Source organism: Bacillus sp. DB-2 (genome assembly GCF_003315125.1).
GTDB classification, from domain to species: domain Bacteria; phylum Bacillota; class Bacilli; order Bacillales; family Bacillaceae_G; genus Bacillus_A; species Bacillus_A mycoides.
In genome coordinates this window covers 159621-172280 of the sequence record NZ_QNRN01000008.1, presented here as the reverse complement: position 1 = coordinate 172280, position 12660 = coordinate 159621, and the positions used below count along the sequence as shown (strand labels likewise).

General features: G+C 33.0%; 15 protein-coding genes. 4 read left to right on the top strand and 11 right to left on the bottom strand.

Translation table 11 applies throughout. The annotated features are described in order from the left end of the window. Positions 1-87: 87 nt before the first annotated feature. The 5 genes from cbpB to DET63_RS15690 form a co-directional block, all read right to left on the bottom strand. Positions 88-531: a cyclic-di-AMP-binding protein CbpB gene (gene cbpB / locus DET63_RS15710; RefSeq protein WP_002066926.1), complete on the bottom strand. Its 444-nt coding sequence runs from the start codon at positions 529-531 to the stop codon at positions 88-90. A 163-nt stretch (positions 532-694) separates the two neighbouring features. Beyond that, positions 695-886, bottom strand: coding sequence for an antirepressor AbbA (gene abbA / locus DET63_RS15705; protein WP_002145987.1), 192 nt, complete (start codon positions 884-886; stop codon positions 695-697). A gap of 125 nt (positions 887-1011) precedes the next feature. After that, on the bottom strand, positions 1012-1530 hold the full coding sequence (locus DET63_RS15700) for a ribonuclease H-like YkuK family protein (RefSeq protein ID WP_113937177.1): 519 nt from the start codon (positions 1528-1530) through the stop codon (positions 1012-1014). Positions 1531-1604: 74 nt separating this feature from the next. After that, on the bottom strand, positions 1605-1754 hold the full coding sequence (locus tag DET63_RS15695) for a hypothetical protein (RefSeq protein ID WP_002033828.1): 150 nt from the start codon (positions 1752-1754) through the stop codon (positions 1605-1607). A 185-nt stretch (positions 1755-1939) separates the two neighbouring features. Continuing rightward, the gene (locus DET63_RS15690; protein ID WP_000055151.1) at positions 1940-2176 is read right to left on the bottom strand and encodes a YkuJ family protein; all 237 of its coding nucleotides are present in this window, start codon (positions 2174-2176) and stop codon (positions 1940-1942) included. A gap of 232 nt (positions 2177-2408) precedes the next feature. Here DET63_RS15690 and DET63_RS15685 point away from each other — a divergent pair, with 232 nt between their 5' ends. After that, a complete protein-coding gene (locus DET63_RS15685; RefSeq protein ID WP_002014835.1) occupies positions 2409-2645 on the top strand; it encodes a glutaredoxin domain-containing protein in 237 nt (78 codons plus the stop codon). Positions 2646-2670: 25 nt separating this feature from the next. Here DET63_RS15685 and DET63_RS15680 read toward each other — a convergent pair whose 3' ends face one another. The 3 genes from DET63_RS15680 to fadH all read right to left on the bottom strand — a co-directional run bounded on the left by DET63_RS15680 (position 2671) and on the right by fadH (position 5580). After that, positions 2671-3159 (bottom strand): DUF3993 domain-containing protein, encoded by a 489-nt coding sequence (locus DET63_RS15680; RefSeq protein ID WP_002014834.1) that lies wholly within the window; start codon positions 3157-3159, stop codon positions 2671-2673. 183 nt (positions 3160-3342) lie between these two features. Beyond that, on the bottom strand, positions 3343-4560 hold the full coding sequence (locus DET63_RS15675; protein ID WP_002066923.1) for an EAL domain-containing protein: 1218 nt from the start codon (positions 4558-4560) through the stop codon (positions 3343-3345). 255 nt (positions 4561-4815) lie between these two features. Further along, on the bottom strand, positions 4816-5580 hold the full coding sequence (gene fadH, locus DET63_RS15670; RefSeq protein WP_002128892.1) for a 2,4-dienoyl-CoA reductase: 765 nt from the start codon (positions 5578-5580) through the stop codon (positions 4816-4818). Between the two features lie 196 nt (positions 5581-5776). On the opposite strand from fadH, the gene DET63_RS15665 reads away from it, so the two are divergent. Together DET63_RS15665 and DET63_RS15660 are read left to right on the top strand one after the other, a co-directional pair. Beyond that, a complete protein-coding gene (locus DET63_RS15665; RefSeq protein ID WP_002014831.1) occupies positions 5777-6634 on the top strand; it encodes a metallophosphoesterase in 858 nt (285 codons plus the stop codon). Between the two features lie 97 nt (positions 6635-6731). After that, the gene (locus DET63_RS15660) at positions 6732-6968 is read left to right on the top strand and encodes a hypothetical protein (RefSeq protein WP_002014830.1); all 237 of its coding nucleotides are present in this window, start codon (positions 6732-6734) and stop codon (positions 6966-6968) included. A 166-nt stretch (positions 6969-7134) separates the two neighbouring features. Here DET63_RS15660 and DET63_RS15655 read toward each other — a convergent pair whose 3' ends face one another. After that, the gene (locus tag DET63_RS15655; protein WP_002014829.1) at positions 7135-9243 is read right to left on the bottom strand and encodes a polyphosphate kinase; all 2109 of its coding nucleotides are present in this window, start codon (positions 9241-9243) and stop codon (positions 7135-7137) included. 108 nt (positions 9244-9351) lie between these two features. Continuing rightward, complete coding sequence (locus DET63_RS15650; RefSeq protein ID WP_113937176.1) at positions 9352-10926, bottom strand: Ppx/GppA family phosphatase; 1575 nt, start codon at positions 10924-10926, stop codon at positions 9352-9354. A 141-nt stretch (positions 10927-11067) separates the two neighbouring features. Between DET63_RS15650 and DET63_RS15645 the strand changes: the two genes are divergently transcribed. Then, positions 11068-11526, top strand: coding sequence for a YkyB family protein (locus DET63_RS15645; RefSeq protein WP_002066920.1), 459 nt, complete (start codon positions 11068-11070; stop codon positions 11524-11526). 31 nt (positions 11527-11557) lie between these two features. Here the strand turns inward: DET63_RS15645 and DET63_RS15640 are convergent, their stop codons facing one another. Further along, a complete protein-coding gene (locus DET63_RS15640) occupies positions 11558-12220 on the bottom strand; it encodes a YkyA family protein (protein WP_113937175.1) in 663 nt (220 codons plus the stop codon). Positions 12221-12660: the final 440 nt, after the last annotated feature.

Genomic DNA, 12660 nt, shown 5'->3' with positions numbered 1-12660 from the left:
TTATGTCTTTTTAAATATAATACATACACAACTGATATGCACGAAAAAAAGTGACTTCGCCTTTTCTGTGAAGTCACTTTCCCTACGTTATCGATTATGCTGTCTCACTTTTTTATTCAACAATTTTAAAATAGCCCGCCGTGTTAAAATACCCTCGAAGTAACCTTCTTCATTGACAGCGCAAATAAAAGGATGATCAATTGTCATTTCTAAAGCTTTTGCAAAAGAATCTTCTAACATAAGAACTGGAATCTCTTCCTTCATCACTTGTTCCACTTTCATATTCTCAAGTCTTTCAAACTCAATGCGCTCTAATCCTAAAATACCATCTAAAATCATAGCAGTACTAATTAACCCATGTAGTTTATACATAGGGTCTAAAACAGGAATCGCCGAATATCCAGATTTCACAAGAACGAGTAAAGCATGTTCTAGACCATTCCCTATTTGCACATGTGCTACTTTATCTGATGAAATCATTAAATCCTTCACAAGAATTTGTTGAAACTCGTCTTTCGGAATACTAATCATGTTACATCCCCCATTTTCCCTTTTTCCTGCTAATATTCTCCGATCCTATTCACATTTTATGATAGCGTTTTCATATTATTATTTTGTCCTGACATTCTTCTAATAAAAATACATAACTATTTTAGCATATAACACAAAAAAAAGACTACCATTCCGGTAGTGCTTAATACCCTTTATTTTTTAATCGGTAAAACAATCTTGTGATTTTTTTATATTGCGTCACATCTGTCTGTTTTAAACCATTCTCAATGTCTGTAAGCTCCACCGCTAAAATTTCGCTCGCGTAATTTTGCTGAAACAGAATATCCAACAATAAATTTTCTTCTTCTCTTGTTAAAACAAATTCCTTTTCCATATGCTCCTCTCCTTGCACTCGCATCATCACTCTCATTATATAAATTTTTCAGTCTATTTAACAGATGTAATATTCAGTTTTTGTTAGAAATACTTAACGACTGCGAATATAGACATCATTTCACATTATTTTGTATATCTGTTTGCGTAACTAAATGCCGCATAAGCATCTGGTTTAATTTTTGCTGTTAATCCCATTGCTTGAATTTTCATCGTCATATCTAAAATAAATTCTTTTGTTAAACCATCATTCCCGATATCTAAATGAATTTCCATTATGAATCCTGCTCCATCTTGAGCGTATGGGTGCAATAAATCCCATATCGATTGTATATGATTGGGAGTAAATAGATAGGCGATTTCTTGACTAAACTGTGTTTCTAAATATATTTTCTCTCGCAACGTTGCTGGCTTATTTTTCACTGATTTATGATGCAAACATCCCCATGCTCCTTTTCCAACACGATGAATATGTATCGCTGTAATAAACCTCGTATCCTTTTGATGCGCTTGTGAGTCTGTCCCAATAGATAATCGATATAAATTTCGCGGATCCTTTTCAATGAAACTACAAATACGGTTAAATACCATATCAAAATTCAAATGTCTCTCTGAAACATTATAAAATGTATACTCACCGTCCACATAGTCACGTCCTTTCAATTAGACAGACTTTTCGTATTCTCATTGTATGGGACAAAAACAAAAATTATAACTTACTACCCTTTATTCGTTTCAATATTTCGAATTACATAATTACAAAACCTACATGTATAAATTACATTTTGATTAGACTGGGCGGTTAATACGTGATTAATTTCAGCATGACTGTGACAATTAGGACAAATAACAATCGGTAAGCGTTCCATCCTTTGCACCTCCTATTAATATTTACTATCATTGTAGGAAAAATAAAAAATTCCTATACATATACATTTGTAAAAACTCTTTTATTTAATCGCGACTTAAATTACAACTTCTACTACCTATATAGCCCATTAATTAATATAACTAAAAAAGGTACCGCCATTTGGCAGTACCTTTTTTATATGTATCAAGAAATGATATCGTAAATCTCAATTGCAACCATATCGATGTTATCGAATTGATACACTTGAGGTTTTTCACCTTGTTGATACACTTCTAACTCATACATTTCACTTTTATCGAAAAATTTCACGCTACATTTGCGCTCACCGTTCACTTCAAAATAGCGTTGTGCTACTTCACCGCTTTCAGCTTGTTCTTGTAGACTAACAAGTCGAGTTAAAATTCCTTGGAGTAGAGACATGAAATCTCTCCTTTCTCTGATCTTCCTACCAATAGGTTTTACAGCTATACTCATTCTATCCGTCATAACAGAAAAAACGTTCCACAATCTAGGATAAAGGTTCTTGGCAAGAAACTCAACTAAAATTTGTCGAAATAAGAAGTAAAAAGATGAAAGAGCATCTTTTTACTTCTTTATTGCGCTTTTTATACTGGCAGAATATAATAAACAACAGAAAAAGGGAGGAATTACAATGAAAAAAATTGAGGTTTATACACAACCTGATTGTCCACCTTGTACCATTGTAAAAGAATTTTTAAAACATAATAACGTTGTATATGAAGAATTTGACATAAAAAAAGACGCTGCTGCACGCAATCGTCTTTTATATGACTATGAATCCTATTCAACTCCAACAGTTGTAATTGACGAAGAAGTTGTGGCAGGTTTTCAAATTGAAAAATTACAACAGCTACTCGGTATAGAATAGGAATAGGCGACACCTATTCCTATTCTCATAATTGTTGTAACCTTTTTATTTCAGTCAACAGTTCCTGACTTTCATGATACCCTGCTAATTTCCATTTTCCATTATCCTTTTGCAATGTCACAATTTGATATTGTCCACTCTTTGTCCGCTCATAGACATATAAATTTTTATGTTCTTCATCATAAGACATTTTTGTTTCTGAATTAAAAGAAAACGGAGCTTCTTTTGCTGGAAGTAAATATTCACCACTTTGTTTTTCATTTCTACTGTTTTCATCTGTAAAAACTTGAAGGAAATTATTTGTAAAATATGGTGATAACGTCTCTATCATCTTATTCATAGGTATTTGCTTCCCGCGGATTGAAAATTGCGTCTCATAACCTTTTTGTATCGTTGTAAACACTTCTTTCCGATCCACCTTCACTTCTTCTTTTCCTAAAACAGTTGTGACACTATAGCCAACTAGAAAGGCAACACATATAAATAGAACAAACCATATTCCATATTTCTTCATTTTTTCACCTTCCTTTTAAAAGAGCTTGTCTTTGTAGTATTCATTGTAACAATGATTATGCAAAGAAAGGGATCATTTCGTTCGTAAAATCTTTACAACGATAGACAGCATTTTCATCATCATTTTCACTATTACCAATTTATGATAAAAACAAACAAAAAAATACACGAATCTCTTCGTGCATTAAAATAAAACATCTTCTTCATATAAATATTCGTACGATAAATCTATAAATAAAAAGTTTTCATCATCAATCGGGAATGAAAATGTTCGTACCATTTCACCAGTTTCGATATCAGCATATAAATCTGAAAGTCTTGCCTTATTCTCAAAACGCATTTTCATTATATTTTCTAGAAAATACGGGCGCCAGCTCCAGTTCTTCATATAATACTCTGGCATAATGATCCATCCACCATCTTTTTTCATAACATTACCCGATTGTTGAAAACCATCTTCATTACAAATAAATATCCGAAAACTATATTGTGATATGCTTTGGCTAAATTGTAATAACCAATCATTTATATCTTCATTCTTTTTTTGTTTTGACAGAACATCACCAATTCGATCACGTAACATCTCTGTTAAATTATAAATTTTTTGCAACTTCTTCTTCTCATGCAGAATAAATTGATGACATTCATTACCAAGTCGCTCTTTTAAAACATTCGTTTCAATAAAATCAGGTAAACATTCTTTCAAATAATTACCTTGATAATATCTACCACCGTTTTTCCAAGCATATTGTAGTTGATAAAAAGCATCAATTTCTTCATATAACAATGTCGCACCAATTCTTCTAGCAAGTAAAGATAAGGAATATAAAATATCTTGATAAGATTGTAAAAGTGCAGTTTGCCTTAAATTTGTTAAATCTACTTTTAAAATATCCGGTGCTAACACGCTAATACGCTCTAAATTACTTGTACCCGTTCCGACTTTATTAATCGAAATTTGAATACCATATGTACGATAATACATGAGTAAATGATTAAATTGTTCTATATCTTCTTTACATTCATGTTCTGTTATTTCCAGAACAATGCGTTGTAAGTTCAAACCTTGTTCTTCATACATCAGCAAAAGTTGAAGTAAACTTTCATCTTCATCATTCATTAATACATTAGCATTCCGATGTATAAATAATAATAATTTTTGATCCGTTTCTAAATACCTATTTAACGCTTTTTCTACGATGATGTTATCCGCTTCAAGTTGGAACTCACTCGGAATAGAATCATCATGGAAGAAAGATGCTAAACTTTGTATGCCCTCTTCTGTTTGAATACGTCCTACAACTTCATATCCAATTACTGTATGCTCATCAGCACTAAAAATAGCTTGATAATAAGGAAGGACTTTATCCAAGTTACTCATTACATCTAATGCATCTATCAACGTGCTTCCCTCCCTTTACTTTTCAAAAATTATAACACGATATTTACGGAAAAATAATAAAAAATCCCTTCAGTTTTCCTGAAGGGATTAGAGGGGTAAAATGCTAAGGGGAATTAGCAATTCTACTATGAAGAAAAAAGAGGTCTTAAATATAACGTATATATCCCCTCTTGTAAACACATTTCTTTTAAGTGTCACAATTTCGTCATATTTTACCACAAAGAAATGAATAAATCATTCGTTTTTTCATCCCTTTTAAAATGGATATTGATGCAAATGCTGGCCACCATCCATTGTCATACAAGTTCCATTTATGTATGCAGCTTCATCTGAACATAAATAATAAGCTAGACCCGCAATTTCTTCTGGTGTACCCATTCTACCAAGTGGAACACTTTGCAATGTACGCTTAGCCATTTCTTCTGAAATCCATAATTTATCGGCACCACCTGTACGTTCAATTGGTCCTGGTGCGATAGCGTTAACTCGTATTCCATATTTACGTCCCCATTCAACAGCAAGAGTTTTTGTCATCGCTAATACACCAGCTTTAGCTGCTGCCGAATGGATAACCCCTGGGCCTGCATCCCATGCATATGTTGCCACCATGTTAATAATATTTCCTTTTATACCTTTTTCAATCCAATATTTCCCAATAGCCTGACTACAATAAAATGTACCATTTAATACAATATTAATTACCGAATTCCAGCCATTCACAGATAAGTCCTCTGCTGGACAAATAAAGTTTCCAGCTGCATTATTTATTAAAATATCAATTCTTCCAAACTTCTCATCAATATGTTCAATCATTTTTTGAATATCATCAGTATTTCGTACATCCATTTGTACAGATAATACTTGCCCTGGAAACTGTTCAATTTCTAACTTTGCTTCTTCTAGCTTTTCTTTTGTACGCCCTGTAATAACAACACGTGCCCCTTCTTTCGCAAAACGAATCGCCATCCCTTTTCCCATTCCACTTGATCCACCTGTTATAATAACTACCTTCTCTTTCACATACATCCCCTCCAAAAAAATGAATACACATTCATTTTATCACTTTATTTGATAGAAATCTTTATGTTTTTCAATTTTTCTGATATTTTAACGTAAAGGGGTTTCTTTTCGTTCATTTTTTTCGTAATCTATACTACTTTTTTAGTATTTAAAATATATTTTAAAAAAACTGAAGGGAGATTTGAGTAACCTGTATATGAAGAAAATTACAAGAAGAAATTTTTTGAAATCTGGAATACGCACTTGTCTATATTCATTTATAACCGCAAGTATCGGCTATTATTATGCTAAATATATAGAGCCCTATTTGCTTTCTTTTACGCAACACACACTTAAATCACCGCTCATACCAAAAGGTTTTCATGGTATGAAGATCCTTCAATTTAGCGATTTACATCTAGGATACTATTTCTCTCTCCAACATTTATCTCAAATCGTTTCCAAGATTAATGCTGAAAAGCCAGATATTGTCCTTTTTACTGGTGATCTCATTGATGATTACCAAACATATACCGAGGCTTCTTTTGTTGCATCCATTTTAAAGAATATACAGGCACCCTTCGGTAAATTTTCTATTTATGGTAACCACGACCATGGCGGATATGGAACTGAATACTATGATCACATCATGCGCGAATCTGGATTTGAACTTTTGCAAAATAGCGAAAAGCGAATTCGTTTACTGGATAATAGTGAAATTTCTATTTTCGGACTCGATGATATGCTACTGGGTAAACCAAAAATAGCGGAAACTTTACAACATGCAAAACAAAATATTTATACAATTGTTCTCGTTCACGAACCAGATATCGCGCCACAAATCGCTACATATCCAATCAATCTTCAACTTTCTGGTCATAGCCATGGCGGACAAGTACAAATTCCTTTTTTAGGTGCTATTATTACCCCGTCGCTTGCAAAAGAATACATTGAAGGTTTCTATAACATTCAAGGTTTGACTCTCTATGTCAATCGAGGTATTGGAAGAACACGTGTCCCATTCCGCTTTATGTCAAAACCTGAAATTACACTCTTCATCCTACAACATTCGTAACAATTCGCCTATTTCCTTACATATCCTTCCTTGTACGCGCTCATCCACGCTTGGTCCACCATATGATAAAAATGAGTCCAGTAAAGGAGGTTTGTTCATGTATCCATATTATCAACCGATCCCAGTTCGTTCAGCACCTTTTGGCCCAGCAGGCGACTCACGCTTCTTTCCATTTTTCGGTGTTCCATTTCTAGCTGGAATTGCTGGAGGATTGCTAGGCGGAGCATTAGCTTTCGGGCCTAGACCGTTTTATCCGCCTTATCCACCGCCTTTCCCACCACCAGCACCTTTTCCTTGTTACGGAGGGCCTTGTCAACAACCATACTATTATTAATTTAAACCAACCATTCTTCTAACGTTTTTCTCTCAACGAACCGACTCATCACACGCCTATAATAAAAACTATTCTCTCTACTCATCCTTCCATTTTGAGAATATATGAGTAGAGAAAAAAAGTAAAAACCTCTTAAATTCAATAAGAGGTTTTTACTTTTTTCACACTATTCAGCGTCTGTATTTTGATACGCCATCTTAAATAAATTCACTTGGCTATCAATTTCTTCTATACTACTATTAATTATATAATAATAGTCACCATCTTTATTTTGTTCACGTGTTTTCACATTATCAGCTAAAACCAGCTGTAAAATTGCCTTTATTCTCGCTTTCATTTCAATATCTAAAATTGGGAAAGATATTTCTACTCGTTTTTCCATATTTCGCGTCATCAAATCAGCTGAAGATAAATATATTTTTTCATCTCCATTATGATGGAAATAATAAATACGACTATGTTCTAAATATCTTCCAACAACACTAACTACACGGATATTTTCACTTACATTCGGAATCCCAGGTCTTAAACAACATGTCCCTCTAACGATGAGCTCTACCCTTACCCCAGCTTGTGATGCTTCATACATTTTTTTTATTAACGGTTTATCTGTTAACGAATTCATTTTAGCGATAATATATCCATTTCCATATTGTCTATGATAACGGATTTCCTCATCTATTAACTCCATAAACTGCTCTCTTATATCAAACGGAGCAACAGATAAATGATGAAAATGCGGTTTTTTTGTATAACCACTCAAATAATTAAAGAAATTTGTTGCATCTACACCAAAGTCTTTTCGCGATGTAATATATCCAAAATCGGTATACAACTTCGCTGTTGCATCATTATAATTTCCGGTTCCAAGATGTACAAACCTTTCAATTTTTCCGTTTCTTCTTCTTACAACTAACGTAATTTTACTATGCGTTTTCAAGTGACTTACTCCGTAAATAACGTGACATCCGGCCTGTTCCAATTCTTTAGCCCAATGAACATTATTCTCTTCATCAAACCTTGCCTTTAACTCAACCAATACCGTCACTTGTTTCCCTTTTTCAGCTGCTACCTTCAGCGCCTGAATTATTGGAGAATCTCCACTTACACGATATAATGTTTGTTTGATCGCAAGTACATTCGAGTCATCTGCCGCATCACGGACAAAATCAACGACTGGCTGAAACGACTCAAAGGGATGGTGTAATAAAATATCATGTTCTATCGCTTTTTCAAATACATCTTCCTCATCACCTAAATCTTGAGGAGGTTGAGGAATAAGAGCCGGATATACTAGATGTTCATATAAAGGCGCTAATTTTTTATATAAGGAGAATAAACATGTTAAATCTAACGGTCCATCCATCATGTACACATCTTCATCTTTTACTTCTAACACATCATACAATAACGCTAACACTCTTTCATCAATGTGTTCTTTACCAACTTCTAAACGAACGGCAGCTCCCCACTTACGCTTTTTCAATTCTTTTTCAATTACTTTTAATAAATCGCGTGCACCTTCTTCATGGATCGTTAAATCCGCATTACGTGTAATACGGAAACGAGTAACAGGTGATACGTTATATCCTGTGAATAGTTTATGAGTAAAACCACTAATTACATCTTCTAATAAAATAAATTTATGTTTTTGCCCTTCACTCGGTAAAAATATGAAACGCTCCAGTAATGAAGGCACTTGTACAATTCCTAACTTCGTACGATTTTCTTCCTCAGCCTGTTGCTCATCATATAAAATAGTAGCTAAATTCAAACTTTTATTTAATAACATTGGAAATGGACGATACGCATCAATAGATACAGGGGTTAAAACCGGAAATATTTGTTCATCAAAATACTCCTCGATAAATTCCCTTTGCTCTTTCGTCAAATCATGGAATGTTAAACGCTCAATCCCCTCTAGTTCAAGCGCTGGCAATACATAATTTTTAAACGTTTCATACTGCACAGTCATCAACTCATGCGATTTTATCGCAATCTTATTTAACTGTTTCTTTGGTGTTAAACCTGCTTTATTTTCTGGCTGATTAAATCCCGCACTTACTTGATCTTTCAAACCTGCTACGCGCACCATAAAAAATTCATCTAAATTCGAACTAAAAATACTAATAAACTTTAGTCTTTCTAATAGTGGATTATTTTCATCTTGCGCTTCTTGTAGTACACGTTCATTAAATGCTAGCCAGCTTAATTCACGATTATTATAATACGCTGTATCATTTAAATTTACTAAATTCCCCTTTAGTAATTCCATTCGCTTCACACTTCCCTTTGAAACTTTTTTAATATAATTTAATTACTTTTATTTTATCAAATTACAATATTCCAAAGTGTTAATTTTTTGTAAAGACATCCGTACAACCTAACATTTCAATTCGAATACTAAGTTAATATTCGTTTTTAATACTCTTTCAAGTTGTTTTTTTTGTTTTTCCGCTTGAACTTTTTCCGCCAATGCCGATTCTTCACATAAAATCCTGAATGTTAAACCTTCTTTACTTTCCGTTATATATATTGTTTCAACAAGCGATCTTTGTCGTATATTTAAAGCAGCCGAAAATTGTAATACAGCCCCTAATAATCGAATTTTCTTTTGTTCACTTTTATCAAACCATCCTTCAAACAGTGCCAAATGTTGTTTAAATAACATTTTTGATTTATAAGAAGCTATAAGCGCTAATCTAACTCGATCTTTATGCATCATACCATCAATTGTTTTGTTCGCTAGTAAGTAAAATGTATGTAAGCGGCTCGCTTCTTCATCTATATATTTTCCAATATTAAATACTTTCGCTGCTTGATGGAATATTCTCCAGTCTTTCGCTGACATAGAAATAAGTCCAGCTCCTTCAAGTTGTTTGCAGATTAATGTCCCTTGTTTAATAAGTTGAATGACAAATCCCATGTCTAATTCGTATTCATATGACAATAAATGCAAACTCTCTTCTACTACGTTCGGATAATATGAGATCCCCAAATCTTTCGTTAATTCTTCATAGAAAACACCTTCTCTTAATCCTTTTTTACTCAATACAAAAGCCGATGCCTCTATAACGTTAACAAGCATATGAAATACTTCGACCGCTGGGATAATTGTGTCTGCTCGATCTTTTGCTAACCCTTCTAATTTTTGAAGGTCTATGAATGATAATTGTTTTAATTCATCTTTTACATTTTTAATATCGTCTTCTTTCATTTTGTATAAGTGTAATCCAGCTATAGGATAACAAATTAAATTTTGGTGGATTTTCGCCATGTTCCTCGCACTACCCCCAATTGCGATAAGAGGCAATTTTTTATCAATTAACCATGGTAGCGTTCGGAATTGATACCATAAATACCTTCTAATCTCATCTAACTCCTCTGTAGTAGGAATATCATCTTGAATAAATTGTTGCTTTAAAGAAAGTGCTCCAAAAGGAAAGCTATAGTATTCTAAAATTTCTCTATTTCGAAAGTATGTAACTTCTGTACTCCCCCCACCAATATCAACTGTAATTCCTTCTGAAAATGAAGTGGAATTCATAACTGCTAAATAACCGTAACGTGCTTCTTCATATTCTGATAAAACTCTAAGAGTAAAATCTGTTTGCCCTTCAACAAGTTTTTTAATTTCCTCTTGATTCTCAGCCTGTCTAATTGTTGCCGTTGCAACACAAAGTACATGATGCAGCTTATGGAATCGTGTACTTTCTTGAAATTGAAATAATGTTTGTAATAATACTTCTATTCCTTCTTCACTTAATACACCATTTACTAAATAATTTCTTAACCTAGCGACCACTTTCGTATTTTCAATCTCTTTATAAAAACCCCCGCTTTGTTTTTCATAAATAACTAAGCGCATTGTATTAGAACCAATGTCTATAATGGCATATTGTAGTTTTAATATTTCTTTCAAACTTCTCACTCTTTCATTATCAAATTTCTGAAACATATTCTATCACTATTATACAAAATAGTTGTTTTTTATAACAATATTGCTTTAATATTGAAAATATATACAATTACTTTTTGCATATAATAAAAACCCATTTTATTTATGCTATAATAAGGAAAAATTGAAAGGAGATTCAATATGAAACCTTCACAACCCCAATCTCAATTACATAATCAACATTCTATTAATAGACTAGCTCAATCTATTTTCGTTGTGAATCGTCATGCTAAAGCTGCAACTAACCCTAAGTACTTATATTGGTTAAAAAAGACTGCTTTAGAACGCTTAATTACTGAAAAAAAGGCTATCAAAGAAGGATTACATTTTTCTAGAAATCCACGTTTTAGTCAACAACAATCCGATGTTCTTATACGTTTAGGTGATTATTTTTTCCATATCCCTCCTACGAAAGATGATTTTCGCACCCTACCGCATCTTGGTCACCTTGAATCCTCCTATCGAAATCCGAAAACAACCTTATCTTTAACAATAGCAAAAAAAACACTTCAAGATTATATTGGTCCTGAAGCATTAAAACAAGAAAAAAAATTAAGCGAAGCAGTTCCATGGTATAGCCGTACCTATACAAAAAAATAAAACAGTTTGGCCCATATTAGGCCAAACTGTTTTATTTTTTATCTTCCTTAATTTTAATATTCGCTTGTTTATAGAATGCAACTTTTTCTGTATTATATGATTTCGTATATTCATTAAACTTATCTTTTTCTGTCTCAATATCTTTATATGCTTGGTTTACTAACTTTACTTTCTCGCTAATATCTTTTAATTTTGTACCTTTATCTTGTAGCATTGTATATAATTCTTTTTCTTGCTTTAAAGATTTATTATAGCTATCGTACATCTTTTGGAATGAATCATGTCGTTTCTCATAAGTACTCTTTACTTTATCCGCCTGGTCTTTTAATTTATTATCTTCAATTTTCTTCACATGCTTATCAGCTGACTTCACTTCTTCTTGCGCTTTATTTAACGCCTCTTTTTCTTTAATAATAACTTTTTCTCGCTCAGCTGTATTTTTCACCGCTTGATCAAGCTTATCCTTAACAGCCTGATTATTATCTTTTCCTTCTTGGACAATTTGATTATATAATACTTGCCCCTCTTTCTCTAATGACTCTAATTTTTTCGCATCTTCAAACATTGTTTTTTCTTGCTTGGCAGCATTTTCAAATGCAACATATAGCTCCTCTTCTGGTTTTGGGCCGAAACAACCAGCTAGTAAAGTCATTGATAATGCAGTTACAATTGCTAATTTATTATATTTCAACATCTTTTCCTCCTATTAATAAACGACCATCGTGCCAAAAATCCCATGAAAAACATGTAACTTCTTTATCTATTTCACGCTCGCATCTTTTTTACGAAGATCATCAATAATTATTTATACTGCTTGTACAATTTTCGCACTTGAAATTATGTAATGTCTTAAAACATAAAGGTATTTACCTTAATCTTACCTACTGCAAGAAACACTATAATGTTTCACCTGATAAAAGATGATCGTTGACCTCTCACGTCTATCATTCCCTTTCTCACTTTCTATCAAATAACCTCTTTGTCCATTTTACATATTGCAAAGGGGACCTCGCAACTCTTACAAAGATTCTTTTAATTTCTTAAAAAGGAAAAGTGTAGAGCATGTTTTCCTCTACACTTTTAAACTGAAAACATTGTGCAAAATGCATTGACACATCCACACACAATTATATG